Raw genomic sequence first — 15,804 nt, forward strand, 5'->3', positions numbered from 1 at the left:
TACGGCTGTGGCTCATGGTTACGCAGGTAGCGCACCCGCTATCCGCCGCGCGGCTGCCTGCTGCGTCCAGTCATGCGGCACGACAAAACCGCGCGTGCGCTCCACTTCCCAGCCTTCGATAGTATCCACGGTGGCCACCATCACCGGTTGCGCCAGATCAAACAACTGCGCGCGCAGGGCCTCCACGTCCAGCACGTCCACGTCGCGGCCCTTGAACGGCGCCAGCCATTGCAGGCGCGGCAGCACAACGTAGCGCTGCTCGGGCAGTTGGGCCGGCGTATACCAGAAACCGTGACCGTGTTCGGGGGAAATACCGTCCATGGCGGGCGTCACGCCTGCCGGATAAAACAGCCAGCCCTTGACCAGCGCCTGCGCCGCGCGCACGGGCTGCGCCAGCAGGCTTTGCGCGGCCGGATGGCGGGACAGGGCCAGTTGCTTGTCGAGAATCTTGCGCATCTTCAAGCCCAGGGTGTCGGCCAGGTTGGGGCCGATCAAATGGTTGAAGTCGCCGGGATCGGGCGCGCCTTCGAGCAGGTAGAACTTGGTGGCAAATTCCCAGTGCAGCAGGTCATTTCCGTCACGCAACAGGAAATCGAACTCGCCCACCGTGTCGTTGCGGTTGACTTGCACTTGCAAGCCATGCGCGGCCAGCAAGCCGTGTTGCTCAAAATAAAAGGCCAGCAGCTTTTCAGCATACAGGCCCAGGCGGGAATAGAATTTCAGTCCTAACGCCGCATCGAGCGGCGACGGATCGTCCTGCAGCGCGCCCAGCCACGCCGCCACGGCAGGCGTGACGGGGGGCAAGCTGGCGATGCGCCCGCCCCAGTGGGGGCTGGCAGGATCGAGCAAGTCGGGCGAATCGAGCAGCCAGGCCAGCGCCCGCACGCGGGGGTGCGTCAGATGTCCCCAGCGCTGCTCGAAGCGGACCTGGAATGTATCAACCACCGTGCGTGCTTTTCGCCAGGCACAGGTCGGCCCAGGCACGCGCCTTGGCCTTGCCCGTCCCGTCCTGCAACAGTTGCTCTGGGTGGAAGGTGGCCACGACGGACGCACTGCCCAGCTGGCGCACCTTGCCCCGTACGGGTTTTTCGCCGGGATTGATGCCGGCGGCGGCCATCGAACCGAGGGTGACGATGGTGCGCGGCTGCAGCAGGGCCAGTTCGCGGTCAAAATACGGACGGCAGGCGGCCGACTCGGCCTCGGTGGGCAAGCGTTCCTGGCCCGTCTCGTCAAGCGGACGGCATTTCAGCAAGTGCGTGATGTACACATCGCTGCCCGCATCGACGTCGATGGCTTTCAACATATTGTCGAGCAACTTGCCCTGCTCGCCCGGCAAGGCGCGCCCTTCCCGTTCTTCCAGGCGCGAGGGGCTGCTGGCCAGCATCAGCCAATCGCCCTGGCGGTCGCCACGGCCCATGACGACGCCCTTGCGCGTCTTGCACAAGTCGCAGCGCGCGCACTTGGCGACGGCCGACGTCAAGCCTTCCCAGTCGAGGGCGGCGATGTCAGTATCGCTCAGCTGTCTGGCGGGCGGCGGCGGAGGCGCATCGTCGAACCAGGCCGTGTCGTCGGGCGCGGCGGCAGGCACTGGCGTAGCGGCAACGGCGACGGGCGCAGCAACCTCCACAGTGTCCACGACTGCCACCTCGGCCAGCATTTCGATCACAGGTGCCGGAACAGCGACGGTTGCGGCAACTTCGGCCACGGGTTCCGCCACGGCCACTTCTGCCTCCACGGCGGCCTCAGCGACGACGTCGACAGCCTCGGGTGCGGCGCCCTGGCGCAAGCGCCACAAGGGGCCGACGCCCATTTCATCGAGAAAAACGGCGCTGCGGCTCATAAGGTATAACGCATCACGATGGCGTCCTCACGTTGCGAGTTGCTGGCCGGATAGTATCCCTTGCGCCGGCCTATCTGTTCAAATCCATAACGCTGGTAAATATCAAGCGCGCGGACATTCGACGGACGCACTTCCAGCAGCATCGATTCCATGCCCAGCTGGCGCGCGCAGGCGCAGGACTGGTTCAGCAGGAAGCGGCCCAGCCCCTGGCCCTGGATGGCGCCCTCGACGGCCACGTTGAGCAAGTGCGCCTCGTCGACGACCAGCATCAGCAAGAAATAGCCAAGCAAGGTGCCATCCACGTCGCGCAGCACCCAGGCCGGATAGCCGCTCTTGAGGGAATCGACAAAGTTGCCGTGCGTCCAGGGATGCGGGTAGACGCGCTGTTCCAGCGCCAGCACCTCAATCAAGTCCGCTTCCTGCATCGGCTGATAGTCGAGGCGCAGCAAGTCCCAGCCTGCCGCGCTGTCCTTGCCCGTCTCCATCATTGTGCCGACTCCGCAGCGGCCTTGGCCTGTTGCATGTCGAGGCGTTCGGCACTGGTATAAGCGATCTTGTTGCGCAAATACAAAGGCTGCGCCTCGGCCGCCGTCACGACATGACCGGCCGCAAAGGCGAGGCGCGCCAGCTGCGCCACTTGCACGGCGTGCGGCATGATGGCGGCATCGGCCGTGGCGGCGCATGGCAGCGCGGCCAGCGCTTCGGCATAGGCAACAAAGCCGTTGCCGCAACCAACCACGTCGCCTTGCGGCGCCACGCCGGCCGGCGCGCTCAGCGCCGGCGGCAGGACGGCTTGCAAGCCATTTTGATAGTCATATTGCGCCCAGTACACTTCGCCCATGCGGGCGTCGAGCACGGTCACGATGTGCTGTGCGCCATGCAGCTGGTGGCACGCGAGGGCCATCGCGTCGAGCGTGACGACGGGCACGACGGGCAGCTTGGCGCCATAGGCGAGGCCTTGCGCGATGCCGCAGGCCGTGCGCACGCCCGTAAACGAGCCGGGGCCGGAGCCGTAGGCGATGGCGTCGACGTCGGCCAGGGTCACGCCCGCTTCGGCCAGCAATTCCTGCACCATGGGCAAGATCGACTGGGAATGGGTGCGCACGCCCGACGAGGCGCGGGACAGGACGACATCGCCGCGCAACAAGGCGCAGGACGCGAGTTCGGACGAAGTTTCAATGGCAAGCAGGGTGGGAAGTAAGGTAGACATAGCGTATTTTACCTTGCCAAGCCCGGGAGCGACATGCCGTGCAGGTCAACAACAGCCCACTTGCACAGCCTGCGCCCGAGGACGGCTATAATAAAAGGCTAAGCTGATTGCTTGACCGGCGTCATTGCGCCATGCCAGGCAATCCATACGCGACACTATCACCCCACTCTTGCCCTGGTCCGCTCCGTGAATCCACTTCTTGCTAAACTGCAACCATATCCATTCGAAAAGCTGCGCCAGCTGTTTGCCGGCGTGACCGTCAATCCCGAGTACGCGCCCATCAGCCTGGGCATGGGCGAACCCAAGCACCCGACGCCAGCCTTCATCGAGCAGGCGCTGGTCGACAATATCCACGGCCTGGCCAGCTATCCGACCACCATCGGCTCGGAAGCCTTGCGCAGCGCGATTGCCGGCTGGCTGGAACGCCGCTACGGCATCCCCAAGCTCAATCCTGCCACGCAAATCCTGCCCGTGAACGGTTCGCGCGAAGCGCTGTTTGCGCTGGCGCAAACGGTGATCGATCCGGCAGCCGGCTCGCTCGTGATCAGCCCGAATCCGTTTTACCAGATCTATGAAGGCGCCGCCTACCTGGCCGGCGCCGAACCGTATTTCGTCAATTCCGACCCGGCGCGCAATTTCGGCTGCGACTACGACAGCGTACCGGCCAGCGTGTGGGAAAAGGTCAAGCTGCTGTTCCTGTGTTCGCCGGGCAATCCGACGGGCGCCGTGCTCACCTTGACGGACTGGGAACACCTGTTCGCCCTGTCCGAGCGCTACGACTTCGTCATCGCCGCAGACGAATGCTATTCCGAAATCTACCACGGCGACACGCCCCCGCTGGGCGCGCTGCAGGCGGCGCACATGCTGGGCCTGTCCACCATCGAGCGCCCGTATGCGCGCCTGGTGGTGTTTTCCAGCCTGTCGAAGCGCTCGAACGTACCGGGCATGCGTTCGGGCTTCGTCGCCGGCGACGCGGAAGTACTGAAAAAATTCCTGCTCTACCGAACCTACCACGGCGGCGCCATGAGCCCCGCCGTGCAGGCGGCCTCCATCGCGGCCTGGAACGACGAAACCCATGTCGAGGAAAATCGCGCCAAGTACCGCGCCAAGTTCGACGCCATCACGCCGCTGCTGCAATCGGTGATGGACGTGCAATTGCCGGACGCCGGTTTCTACCTGTGGGCCGACGTCAGCCGCACGGGCCTGTCCGACACCGAATTCGCGCAACGCCTGTACGCCGAATATAATGTCACGGTATTGCCTGGCAGCTACCTGGCGCGCGACGCGCACGGCATCAATCCGGGCCGCAACCGCATCCGCATGGCCCTGGTGGCCGAAACGGCCGAAGGGCTGGAAGCGGCGTTGCGCATAGTAAAATTCTGCCAGCAGCTTTCCGCATCCGCATCAACCAACTAAATGAACAAGACATCATCATGAGCCAACAACTGCAAACCATCATCGACCAGGCCTGGGAAAACCGCGCCGAGATCAATCCGCGCAACGGCACGGCCGAACTGCGCGACGCCGTCTCCCACGTCATCAATGGCCTGGACAACGGCAGCATCCGCGTGGCGGAAAAAACCTCGGGCGACTGGGTTGTCAACCAGTGGGTCAAGAAAGCCGTGCTGCTGTCGTTCCGCCTGGAAGACAACGTCGTCCTGCCGTCCGACGGCACGATGCAGTTCTACGACAAGGTGCCGACCAAGTTCGCCAACTACACGGCCGAAGACTTCGCCAAGGGCGGTTTCCGCGTGGTGCCGCCAGCCGTTGCCCGCCGCGGCAGCTTCATCGCCAAGAACGTCGTGCTGATGCCGTCCTACGTCAACATCGGCGCCTACGTCGATGAAGGCGCCATGGTCGACACCTGGGCCACCGTCGGTTCCTGCGCGCAGATCGGCAAGAACGTCCACCTGTCCGGCGGCGTCGGCATCGGCGGCGTGCTGGAGCCGATGCAAGCGAACCCGACCATCATCGAAGACAACTGCTTCATCGGCGCCCGTTCGGAAATCGTCGAAGGCGTGATCGTCGAAGAAAATTCCGTCATCTCGATGGGCGTGTACATCGGCCAGTCGACCAAGATCTACGACCGCGCCACGGGCGAAGTGACCTACGGCCGCGTGCCGGCTGGTTCCGTCGTGGTCTCGGGCAACCTGCCTTCGGAAGATGGCAAGTACTCGCTGTACTGCGCCGTGATCGTCAAGCGCGTGGATGCAAAAACCCGCGCCAAGACCGGCATCAACGAACTCCTGCGCGGCATCTGATGACACCTCTGTAAACCTGCTGCGCGTCGCGGGGCGCGACCGGCGATGCTCACCGTACGCATGTACGGTTGCGCTTCTCGGCCACGCCGCGCATCCGCTCGCTACGGTTTGCAGAGGCGTCGAGACGCACGTAAAAAATCATGTCCTGCCATCCGGCGGGACATTTTCATTTCCGACTAGCAACTTCAATCGTCCCGCTGTCCTCTCCCATCCTGTCCTATACTGGATGGCATGAATACTCCTCCCGTATTGATCGTCGGCGCCGGTCCTACCGGCCTCATGCTTGCCTTGCGCCTGGCGCGCCATGGCGTCGATTGCCGCATCATCGATAAAAACAGCGGGCCGGGCCAGGCGTCGCGGGCCATGGCCGTGCATGCGCGCACCCTGGAGTTTTACCAGCAACTGGGCTTTGCCGACGAGCTGGTCAGCCTGGGCATCAAGATCAATGCCATGCACATCCACGAAGGGGGCGAAGAGCTGGTGAAACTGGCGCTGGGCGAGATCGGCGAAGGGCTGAGTCCCTACCCTTTCGTGCTGAGCCTGCCCCAGGACGAGCATGAACGCTTTCTGATCAGCAAGCTGGCGGCGGCCGGCGTGCACGTGGAATGGAACGTCACCCTCGACCTATGGACGCAGGACGATAGCGAAGTGCAAGCCATCCTGCTCAACAATGGCGAACGACAATATTGCACGTTTGACTATATCTGCGGCTGCGACGGCGCCCGCAGCAAGCTACGCGAGATCGCCGGCTTCGAATTTTCCGGCGGCACCTACGACCACCTGTACTACGTGGCTGATGCGCAAGTGGCCGGCAACAACACGGATTTGCATGCCCACCTTGGCGCGAACTCTTTTGCGCTGATGTTGCCCGTGCGCACGAGCGGCATGCAGCGCCTGATCGGCATCCTGCCCGACCGCCCCGAAGGCGCGCCCGCGCCCGTCTTCGACGACGTGCGCGGCGACGTGGAAACCCTGCTGGGTATCCACGTCGAACACGTGAACTGGTTTTCCACCTATAAAGTCCATCACCGCGTGGCGGGCCAGTTCCGCGCGCGCCGCTGCTTCATTTTGGGCGACGCGGCCCACCTGCACAGTCCCGTGGGCGGCCAGGGCATGAACACGGGCCTGGGCGATGCCGTCAACCTGGCCTGGAAGCTGGCGCAAAAGCTGCATGGCCAAAGCAACGATGCCCTGCTCGACACCTATGAAAGCGAGCGCATCGTTTTTGCCCGCAAGCTCGTCGCCACCACCGACCGCGCCTTCCAGGCCATCGTCGCGCAGGGCATCGCCGGACAGTTCCTGCGGCGCTGGCTGGTGCCGCACGCGCTGCCCTTCCTGTCCGGCTTTGCGCGGGCGCGCCGCTTGCTGTTCAAGACCGTGTCGCAAATCGAGATCAGCTATGAAGACAGCGCTTTGTCTGCCGGCCATGCGGAATACCTGCGCGGCGGCGACCGCCTGCCCTGGTTCTCGGACGGCACGCAAGACAATTTTATCGCCCTGCGCAGCATGGATTGGCAATTGCACATCTATGGCGAGCCGGCGCCGGAACTGCTCGACGAGGCGCGCGTGCTGAAACTGCCCGTGCATTGCTATACCTATAACGTGGCCGCCAAGCTGGCCGGCCTGGGCCGCGACGCGGCCTACCTCGTGCGCCCCGACGGCCACATCGCGCTGGCCCTGCACCTGCAGGAAAGCGGCGCCCTACGCGCCCTGGCCTTGCGGCTGGGCCTGCATTTCGGTCCCGTCGAACCGGGCAAGGCGGCGCCCCGGCCGGTGTAAGAGACAACGCCGCAGGTTTGTGCTGCATCAAGGCAGATAGAGTTAATCTCCTTGCTTTGTTTGCTTTGTTTGACTTGCTATCCTATGCTGAGACTTGCGTTTCAAGGATACGGCCATGTCGAACACACATCGCAACCACTCAACAACTGACCAGCCCGCCTGCGAAGCCGAAGATGCTGAATCGGCATCCCCGCTAGCTGAGCAGCTGGCCGCCACACTGGCTGCCAGCACCACAGGCTTGCGCTTCAACATTGCGCAAGACACTTTCCAGGAAGCCTATGCATCACTGCTGGACGCCGTGCCGCGCGACGACCGGCCCGCGCTGCTGGCGCAAATGCGGCACGATCTCGATATCGTGGCAGAGCGGGAGCTGAGCATGGCTTCCGGCAACGATACGCAGACAGGCCACGTCAGCACCCGGCAATTCATGCGCGGCCTGGAAGAACAGGAACGGCATCAGCGTGAAAAAGACGTGGCCTCGCACAGCTTGCTGTCCGGCCCCGAATTGCGCGCCCGGCTGGCAGTCACGCCGCAGGCACTCAGTGCGGCACTGAAAGCCAGACGCCTGTTCGCCTTGCGCGGCGCCTCCGGCGAATATGTTTACCCGGCATTTTTCGCCGATCCCCGCCACGACCGGCACACGCTGGAAAAAATCAGCAAAATTCTCGGTGACTTGCCCGGCGCCGCCAAATGGGACTTTTTTACCATCCCGCGCCTGTCGCTGGGCGGCAAGTCGCCGCTGCAAGCCTTGGCAAAAGGAAAACTCGACGCTGTGATGGCGGCCGCCCGCGCCTACGCCGACGAATAGCGGCGCAACCGTGGCAACATTGCGCCACGCCCAGGCTGGCGATGGCGTCCTCCACGCCGCTATCCGCGCACCGCGACTTCGGCCAGGTGGCGACGCAACTGGGCATCCGCAGCGCCTGGTCCTGAACCTGCCCGTAACATGCAACCGTGTTGCACTGCCGCATCGGCTGCGCATCGACTGTATAATGGCGGCTACCATCGCATTTTGTCCTGGCGCAAGCGCCGCGATCAAGCGAACCGCATTCATTCCCCTTAGCCCTACCCATGACGACCATTACACTCTACGGTATCCCCAACTGCGATACCGTCAAAAAGGCCCGCACCTGGCTGGCCGCGCAGCAACTCGATTTCACCTTCCACGACTTCAAGAAGCAGGGCCTGGAACGCGCCACCGTCGAGGCGTGGCTTACGCAATTGCCGTGGGATGTGCTGGTCAACAAGAAAGGCACGACCTGGCGCGCCCTGTCCGACGAGCGCAAAGCGTCGATCACGGACGCGGCCAGCGCATTGGACCTGATGCTGGAAAACCCGTCCATCATCAAGCGCCCCGTGCTGGACAAGGATGACCAGTTCAGCGTGGCGTTTTCCGACGCGCAGTACAAGAGCATTTTTTCAGTTTAAACCCGACACCTGCAAAGCTGGGGTCGTACGGGGACGCCGAGTCCCAAGGGTACGCCCCCGCTCCACACCATGACCACCTCCAAAACCCTCGCCCTGACCGAAAAACTGATCGCCCTGTCCTCGGTCACGCCCGACGACAAGGGCTGCCAGCAGCACCTGATCGACCTCCTCACCCCGCTGGGCTTCGTCTGCGAGACGATCCAGTCGAACGACGTCACCAATCTGTGGGCACGCCGTGGCACGACGTCCCCCGTGTTCGTCTTTGCCGGCCACACGGACGTGGTGCCGACCGGCCCCGTCGAGCAATGGCGCTCGGAACCGTTCATTCCCACGCACCGCGACGGCAAGCTGTACGGCCGTGGCGCGGCCGACATGAAGACCTCGATCGCCGCCATGGTGGTCGCTTGTGAGGAATTCATTGCCGCCACGCCCGGGCACACCGGTTCCATCGCTTTTTTGATCACCAGCGACGAGGAAGGCCCGGCCACGGACGGCACCGTCATCGTCTGCGAGCAACTGAAGGCGCGCGGCGAGCAGATCGACTATTGCCTCGTGGGTGAGCCGACCTCGAGCGCGCAGCTGGGCGACATGATCAAGAACGGCCGCCGTGGTTCGCTGTCGGGCCGCTTGACCATCAAGGGCGTGCAAGGCCATATCGCCTACCCGCACCTGGCGAAAAACCCGATCCACGAAGCGGCGCAGGCGCTGGCCGACCTGGTCGAGGAAAAATGGGACGAGGGCAACGAGTATTACCTGCCGACCTCGTGGCAAATGTCCAACATCAACGCGGGCACGGGCGCCAACAACGTGATCCCGGGCGACATGGTGATCGACTTTAACTTCCGCTTTTCCACGGCCAGCACGGCCGAAGGCTTGCAGGAACGGGTCCACGCCATCCTCGACAAGCATGACTTGCAGTACGATTTGCAGTGGACCCTGAGCGGCCTGCCCTTCCTCACGCCGCGCGGCACCTTGAGCGATGCGCTGTCGTCGGCCATCCTGGAAGAAACGGGCCTCACGACGGAGCTGTCGACCACGGGCGGCACCTCGGATGGCCGGTTTATCGCGCAAATCTGCCCCCAAGTGATAGAATTCGGGCCGCCCAATGCCAGTATTCACAAGATCGACGAGCACATCGAACTGCGCCACATCGATCCTCTGAAGAATATTTACCGGCGCACGCTGGAGCATTTGCTGCCCGTCTGAACCAGAATACCGAGGCCCGTCACGGCGGGCCAGAACACCGTCTTTTCGAGAATGCCATGACCCCGAACCCGTTTTCCACGCCACGCGACCTGCTGCGCTACGCCGTTACCCGTTTTAATACCGCCAAGCTGTTTTTCGGCCACGGCAGCGCCGAAGCGTTCGACGAAGCGGCCTATCTGATCCTGCACACCTTGAAGTTGCCGCTCGACAAGCTCGAACCGTTTCTCGACGCCAAGCTGCTGCCGTCGGAAGTGGCCAGCGTGATGACGGTCATCGACCGCCGCAGCATCGACCGCGTGCCGGCCGCCTACATCACCAAGGAAGGCTGGCTGGGCACGTACAACTTCTACGTCGACGAGCGCGTGATCGTGCCCCGCTCCTTCATCGCCGAGCTGATCCCTGAATACTTCTCGCCGTGGGTGGCGGAACCGGAAGCCGTGGAAAACATCCTGGAACTGTGCACCGGTTCGGGTTGCCTGTCCATCATGATGGCCGATGCCTTCCCGAACGCCAGCGTCGACGCGGTGGACATTTCCGCCGATGCCCTGGCCGTGGCCAAGCGCAACGTCGACACGTACAAATTGCAAGACCGCGTGAACCTGATCGAATCGGACCTGTACACGAACGTGCCGGCCAAGAAGTACGATTTGATCATCAGCAACCCGCCGTACGTGAATTCCGCGTCGATGGGCGCCCTGCCCCAGGAATACCTGGCCGAACCGCAAATCGCCCTCGACGGCGGCAGCGACGGCATGGACCTGGTGCGCAAGATCATCGCCGGCGCAGCCGAGCGCCTGACGGACGACGGCATCCTGATGATTGAAATCGGCAACGAACGCGCCTACGCGGAAGCGGCCTTCGGCGAGCTGGGCCTGACCTGGCTGACGACGAGCGCCGGCGACGACATGGTATTCCTGCTGACGGCCGAGCAGCTCAAGCTGGTTTGATCGACTTGGCAGGTCGGATTAGCGTAGCGTAATCCGACATGCCTGTGCGGCACCCGTCGGATTACGCCCTTCGGGCTAATCCGACCTACACGATGTTTTTACGGCGAGGGGTAAAGCCCAGCCTTTACAAAGAAAAAAATGATACGTTTCCTACAAGTAAGCCTGATGCGCGGCATCAAACCGTTGCTCGAACAAGTCGATGTCACCCTCAATCCGGGCGACAAGATCGGCCTGATCGGCGCCAATGGCGCGGGCAAATCGAGCCTGTTCGCCATGATGCGCGGCGAATTGCACCCTGACCAGGGCGAGATCGATTTCCCGGCCAAATGGCGCGTGGCTTACGTGGCGCAGGAAACGCCGCCGCTGGACCGTGCCGCGCTCGATTACGCCATCGACGGCGACGTGACCTTGCGCAAGCTGGAAGCGGAACTGGCGCGCCTGGAATCGGAACCGGCCACGTCGGAAAACGGCATCGCCATCGGCGAGATCTACAGCGCCATGGCCGATGCCGATGCATATACCGTGCAGTCGCGCGGCGAGCAGTTGCTGCTGGGCCTGGGCTTTACCCTGGACCAGATGCAGCAGCCTGTCGCCAGTTTTTCCGGCGGCTGGCGCATGCGTCTGAACCTGGCGCAAGCGCTGATGTGCCCGTCCGACCTGCTGTTGCTCGATGAACCGACCAACCACTTGGACCTGGACGCCATCATCTGGCTGGAAGACTGGCTCAAGCGCTACGCCGGCACCTTGCTGATCATTTCCCATGACCGCGACTTCCTCGATGAAGTGGTCAACGTCGTCGTGCATATCGACGAGCGCAAGCTGAAACGCTATTCGGGCAACTATTCGAGCTTCGAGCGCCAGCGCGCAGCGCAGATGATCCTGGCCGCCGGCGCGCTGGAAAAGCAGCAACGCAAGCGTGCCCATCTGGAATCGTTCGTGAACCGCTTCAAGGCGCAAGCCTCGAAAGCCCGCCAGGCGCAAAGCCGCATGAAGGCGCTGGCGAAGATGGAAGAACTGGCGCCGCTGCGCGCCGCCGCCGAATTCTCGTTCGAATTCCGCGAGCCTTTGAGCGCCCCGAACCCGCTGCTGGTGATGGAAGACGTCGATGCGGGCTACAAGATTGAAAACGAAGCGACGGGCGAGATCACGCACAAGACCATCGTCAACGGCATCAAGTTTTCGCTGCAGATCGGCCAGCGTATCGGCCTCCTGGGCCAGAACGGCGCCGGCAAATCGACGCTGATCAAGACCATCGCCGGCGAACTGATGCCATTGACGGGCGACGCCACCATGGGCAAGGGCCTCAACATCGGCTACTTCGCCCAGCACCAGGTGGAAATGCTGCGCCACGACGAATCGCCGCTGTGGCATCTGGCGAAGATCGCCCCGACCGTGCGCGAGCAGGAACTGCGCAACTTCCTGGGCGGCTTCAACTTCCCCGGCAACATGGTCACCGCGTCGATCGCGCCGTTCTCGGGCGGCGAAAAAGCCCGCCTGGCGCTGGCCCTGATCGTCTGGCAGCGTCCGAACCTGCTGCTGCTCGATGAACCGACCAACCACCTGGACCTGGAAACGCGCGAAGCGCTGACGGAAGCGTTGGCCCAGTTCGAAGGCACCTTGGTCGTCGTTTCCCATGATCGCCATTTGCTGCGCGCCACCACCGATGAATTCATCATCGTGGCCGATGGCAAGCTGCAGCCGTTCGACGGCGACCTGGACGACTACAAGGATTGGCTGTTCAAGACCAAGCTGGGCAAGGGTACCGACGTGCTGCCGGCCGCCGGCAAGGCCAACAAGACCGACTTCCCGGTAACGTCGTCCGTCCCTGTGCCGGCCGCCGCCCCTGCCGCACCCGTGCGCGACAAGCGCCAGGAAGCGGAAGACCGCCAGAAGGCGGCCGCCCTGCGCAAGCCGATCGAAAACAAGATCAAGCGCCAGGAAGAGCAGATTGCCAAGCGCAACGCGCAAAAGGCGGAAACGGAAGAAAAGCTGGGCGAGCCGACCATCTACGACGCGGCCAACAAGGCCAAGCTGAAACAGTTGCTGGCCGACCAGACCTTCTTCACCAAGGACCTGGCGCAGCTGGAAGCGGAATGGCTCGATCTGCAGGATCAGCTGGAAAAACTCGGTTAATCAAGCAGCGACAAAAGACGACCTCCGGGTCGTCTTTTTTTTAGGCTACCTGCATGGGACCGGGGCTGCGGATCGCCATCAGGCGGTCGATGTCGACGAGGATCAAGCGGCGTCCCGCCACCGTGGCCAGGCCCAGCAGGTAATCGGCCTCCGCCTCGCCCAGGCCGGGCACGGCGGCGATGTCGGCGGGCGCCAGGCTGACGATATCGGTGACGCCGTCGACCACCATGCCCATCACGCCATTACTCAGCTGCAGGATGATCACGTCGGTGGCCGGGTCTGGCGCGCCGTGGGCGCTGCCGAACGCGGCACGCATATCCACGATGGGGATGATCACGCCGCGCGAGACGGCCACGCTGTGCAGCACTTCCCCTTCCGAAGAAAAACGGTCGAGCTCCTTGAGGGCACGCAATTCCCGCACGCAGCGGTAATCGAGGCCATATTCCAGGCCGCCCAGCCGAAAGCTCAAGTACTGCGTCAGGGATTGCGCGGTGCCGCGTTCCGCCGTCGCTGCGGCGCCAGGCGTGGTCGTGGGCTGCATGGTGTTCCTTTCATCCGGTAAGCGCTGCCAGGATGCGCAGTGGCGCAACGTTGGCCCATGCTAACCAGCATCCCCGCCTCCAGCGTTGAGAAACATCAACTTTCCCGGAAGACATCATCGACTGGCCGCCCGCCCTTGCGCCGGCGCAGCCATCTTCCCTTACAATACCCACATCACTCCCTACAGGCAGGCCATGCAACACCTCGTCAACCCCGCTGAAGTTGAATTTTCCGCCATCCGCGCCCAGGGCCCGGGCGGGCAGAACGTCAACAAGGTGTCCAGCGCCATCCATCTGCGCTTCCCCATCGCCGCCTCGTCGCTGCCGGAAGCGTACAAGGAACGGCTGCTGGCCCTGCGCGACAGCCGCATCAGCAAGGATGGCGTACTGGTGCTCAAGGCGCAGCAGTCGCGCAGCCAGGAGCAGAACAAGGAAGAAGCCTTGCGCCGGCTGCAGGAAATCATCGACAGCGTCACGTTCCTGCCCGCCGTGCGGCGCGCCACCAAGCCCACGCGCAGCTCGCAGCGGCGCCGCCTCGACAGCAAGAGCACGCACAGCGTGCTCAAGCAGTCGCGCGGCAAGGTCACGGATTAAACGCTAGGGCGGCGGCGCATACGTCCAGTCCAGGCTGCCCGTGCTGTCCGCGAACACGGCTTGCGTGGCCGGCGTGGCGCTGCGCAGCAAGGCCTTGATTTCTTTCGGCGGCCGGTCGTAGACCTTGGCCGGCCCGGGCGGCACGACCAGGGCGCGCACCGTCGTCTCGCCATCGACCAGGCCCAGGCTGCAGCGCGACTGGCCAGCCGTCGCCTGCCGCTCCTGGCGCAGCTGCGCCACCAAGGACAGCATCTGCGCCTGCAGGATTTCCGACTGCTTGACTTCCACGCGCAGCCGCGCCACCTCCTTCAGGACGGGAGCGATGCGCGCGGCCAGCTTGTCGTATTGCAGCTGTTGCGCCGGCTGCAGTTGCAATTCGCCGCGCCGCAGCTGGCCCGCCAGGGTCAGGTAGTTGCGCACTTCCGGCAACTGCGCGATGGCATCGATTTCCTGCTGGCGCTTGTGCTGCACCTGCTGGTACTGCGCGGCCTTGGCCAGACTCTCGGCGATCTGTTGCTCCAGGACGCTCAAATCGGGCACGAGGGGAAATAGCAGCATTTCCACCTGCTTGCGCGGGCCGGCGCTGCCGATGCGGATGGTGCGCGCCGCCACGGCGCAGCCTTCGGCCAGTTCGATGACGACCTCGTCGGCGATGATCTCGCAATTGCTGGCGCTGTCGATCACCACGCGCGTGCCGGCGATGACACAGCTTTCGGCGCGCTTCACATGCACTTGGCCGCTGAGCGCCTGCAGCACGGAACCGGAAGCGACGCCCTCGACGCGCACATCGCCGTGTTCATTGAACGCCGTGCCGCCCACCAGGTTGCGCTGCAACAAGATCAGTCCGCCATGCGAGTGCAAATGGCCATACACGTCGCCATGGATGGTGATATCGCTGCCGTCGAGCTGACGCTGCTCCTGCACGTCGCCATACTCCTCGTAGGCGGCGCGCAGCTTCAGATTGCCCGTGGTGCGGCTGCTGACGCCTTCGCGGCTGACGATCTTGTTCTCGATGGACATCTTGCCGTGCTCATCGACGTTCACATAGCCATTCGTGGTGGCGACGACGAAATCACCATCGCTGAAATGTTCGACCGTCGTCCCCGGCCCCGCCACTGTGGCCAGGTCCAGCGCCAGCGGCGCGGGCGGCGGCAGGGCCTTGCCGGCCAGGTCATAGCCGGGCAAGCCGGGCGCACCTGGCAGCAGACGCAGCAGGCGCGCGTGTTTTTTGACTTGCGGAAAGCGGTTCTTGAAGCTGAGCAAATCGAGGCGGCCATCGGAGCGTTCGCGCGGCGCATCGTCGCGGTGGATGCCTTGCGACACCTCGACCAGTTGGGCGTCGCGCCCCGGCTGCGGCGGCAGCACCCGCGCCACCGTGATGCGCTCGGCCTTGCCGCTGGCGAGAATGGCGCGCACGGCCACACTATCGATGCCGTAGTGCACACCCTTGCACCACAGGTCAGCCACCAGCTCGTCAAACTCGCGGCGCACAGGCACCTGGCCATCGGCGTCAGGAAGCAATGCTTCAAAGTAAAACTCGGCGCTGTCGCCGTGGATCTTGACCTGTTTATACAGGGCGCGGCGCTGGGGTGAAAATGGCACCACGCGCACGGCGATGCGCAGCAAGGCGTCACCCTTGGGCGCGGCGCGGGGCGTGGGGGCATGAAACAGGGTCAGCAGGAACAAACCGTAATCGAGGCCAGCCAGCAACTGCCCCGACTGGAACAGCTGGTCGACGGCGGCGCGCAGCTGCGCCGGCGCCAGCGACAGGTCCAGGAACACGCCCCCGTCGCGCTGGACCAGGCCGTACGGCAGGCCGCCTGCGGGGGCCGCATCAGGAACGGGTGTGTCGTCGTCGCTCACCACT

15 protein-coding genes are annotated in these 15,804 nt (G+C 63.8%); 9 read left to right on the forward strand and 6 right to left on the reverse strand.

What is annotated here, in order from left to right; all coding sequences use genetic code 11:
- Positions 1 to 18: 18 nt before the first annotated feature.
- From D9M09_RS17780 to tsaB, 4 genes are read right to left on the reverse strand one after another with little or no spacing between them, the layout of a single operon-like run.
- Positions 19 to 945, reverse strand: coding sequence for a DUF1853 family protein (locus D9M09_RS17780; protein ID WP_240453410.1), 927 nt, complete (start codon positions 943 to 945; stop codon positions 19 to 21).
- Positions 938 to 1,840, reverse strand: coding sequence for a uracil-DNA glycosylase (locus D9M09_RS17785; protein WP_070223990.1), 903 nt, complete (start codon positions 1,838 to 1,840; stop codon positions 938 to 940). The genes D9M09_RS17780 and D9M09_RS17785 overlap by 8 nt, the downstream gene beginning before the upstream one ends.
- Entirely contained in the window at positions 1,837 to 2,325 is a 489-nt protein-coding gene (rimI, locus tag D9M09_RS17790) for a ribosomal protein S18-alanine N-acetyltransferase (protein WP_430886700.1), read from the reverse strand. Before rimI ends, D9M09_RS17785 begins: the two co-directional genes overlap by 4 nt.
- Positions 2,325 to 3,050, reverse strand: a complete 726-nt coding sequence (gene tsaB, locus D9M09_RS17795) for a tRNA (adenosine(37)-N6)-threonylcarbamoyltransferase complex dimerization subunit type 1 TsaB (protein WP_162995743.1) — start codon at positions 3,048 to 3,050, stop codon at positions 2,325 to 2,327. The genes rimI and tsaB overlap by 1 nt, the downstream gene beginning before the upstream one ends.
- A 186-nt stretch (positions 3,051 to 3,236) precedes the next feature.
- Between tsaB and dapC the strand changes: the two genes are divergently transcribed.
- The 8 genes from dapC (at position 3,237) to D9M09_RS17835 (ending at position 12,804) form a co-directional block, all read left to right on the forward strand.
- On the forward strand, positions 3,237 to 4,466 hold the full coding sequence (gene dapC / locus D9M09_RS17800) for a succinyldiaminopimelate transaminase (RefSeq protein WP_121670033.1): 1,230 nt from the start codon (positions 3,237 to 3,239) through the stop codon (positions 4,464 to 4,466).
- A 17-nt stretch (positions 4,467 to 4,483) separates the two neighbouring features.
- The gene (dapD, locus tag D9M09_RS17805; RefSeq protein WP_070223998.1) at positions 4,484 to 5,311 is read left to right on the forward strand and encodes a 2,3,4,5-tetrahydropyridine-2,6-dicarboxylate N-succinyltransferase; all 828 of its coding nucleotides are present in this window, start codon (positions 4,484 to 4,486) and stop codon (positions 5,309 to 5,311) included.
- Positions 5,312 to 5,542: 231 nt separating this feature from the next.
- Positions 5,543 to 7,090 carry an FAD-dependent oxidoreductase gene (locus tag D9M09_RS17810; RefSeq protein WP_121670034.1) on the forward strand — a complete coding sequence of 516 codons (1,548 nt, stop codon included), beginning with the start codon at positions 5,543 to 5,545 and terminating at the stop codon, positions 7,088 to 7,090.
- A gap of 115 nt (positions 7,091 to 7,205) precedes the next feature.
- The gene (locus D9M09_RS17815; RefSeq protein WP_162995744.1) at positions 7,206 to 7,898 is read left to right on the forward strand and encodes a hypothetical protein; all 693 of its coding nucleotides are present in this window, start codon (positions 7,206 to 7,208) and stop codon (positions 7,896 to 7,898) included.
- Between the two features lie 263 nt (positions 7,899 to 8,161).
- Positions 8,162 to 8,518 (forward strand): ArsC family reductase, encoded by a 357-nt coding sequence (locus D9M09_RS17820; RefSeq protein ID WP_121670036.1) that lies wholly within the window; start codon positions 8,162 to 8,164, stop codon positions 8,516 to 8,518.
- A gap of 69 nt (positions 8,519 to 8,587) precedes the next feature.
- Positions 8,588 to 9,724, forward strand: coding sequence for a succinyl-diaminopimelate desuccinylase (gene dapE / locus D9M09_RS17825; RefSeq protein ID WP_070311406.1), 1,137 nt, complete (start codon positions 8,588 to 8,590; stop codon positions 9,722 to 9,724).
- A gap of 56 nt (positions 9,725 to 9,780) precedes the next feature.
- Positions 9,781 to 10,671 carry a 50S ribosomal protein L3 N(5)-glutamine methyltransferase gene (prmB, locus tag D9M09_RS17830; RefSeq protein ID WP_070288708.1) on the forward strand — a complete coding sequence of 297 codons (891 nt, stop codon included), beginning with the start codon at positions 9,781 to 9,783 and terminating at the stop codon, positions 10,669 to 10,671.
- Between the two features lie 138 nt (positions 10,672 to 10,809).
- On the forward strand, positions 10,810 to 12,804 hold the full coding sequence (locus D9M09_RS17835) for an ATP-binding cassette domain-containing protein (RefSeq protein ID WP_162995745.1): 1,995 nt from the start codon (positions 10,810 to 10,812) through the stop codon (positions 12,802 to 12,804).
- A gap of 40 nt (positions 12,805 to 12,844) precedes the next feature.
- Here the strand turns inward: D9M09_RS17835 and D9M09_RS17840 are convergent, their stop codons facing one another.
- Entirely contained in the window at positions 12,845 to 13,345 is a 501-nt protein-coding gene (locus D9M09_RS17840; RefSeq protein WP_070311405.1) for a chemotaxis protein CheW, read from the reverse strand.
- A 193-nt stretch (positions 13,346 to 13,538) separates the two neighbouring features.
- Between D9M09_RS17840 and arfB the strand changes: the two genes are divergently transcribed.
- Positions 13,539 to 13,937, forward strand: coding sequence for an alternative ribosome rescue aminoacyl-tRNA hydrolase ArfB (arfB, locus tag D9M09_RS17845; RefSeq protein WP_034749850.1), 399 nt, complete (start codon positions 13,539 to 13,541; stop codon positions 13,935 to 13,937).
- A gap of 3 nt (positions 13,938 to 13,940) precedes the next feature.
- Here the strand turns inward: arfB and D9M09_RS17850 are convergent, their stop codons facing one another.
- A complete protein-coding gene (locus tag D9M09_RS17850) occupies positions 13,941 to 15,800 on the reverse strand; it encodes a flagellar assembly protein A (RefSeq protein WP_240453411.1) in 1,860 nt (619 codons plus the stop codon).
- Positions 15,801 to 15,804: the final 4 nt, after the last annotated feature.

Origin of the sequence: Janthinobacterium agaricidamnosum (assembly GCF_003667705.1) — a bacterium.
Lineage (GTDB): Bacteria > Pseudomonadota > Gammaproteobacteria > Burkholderiales > Burkholderiaceae_D > Janthinobacterium.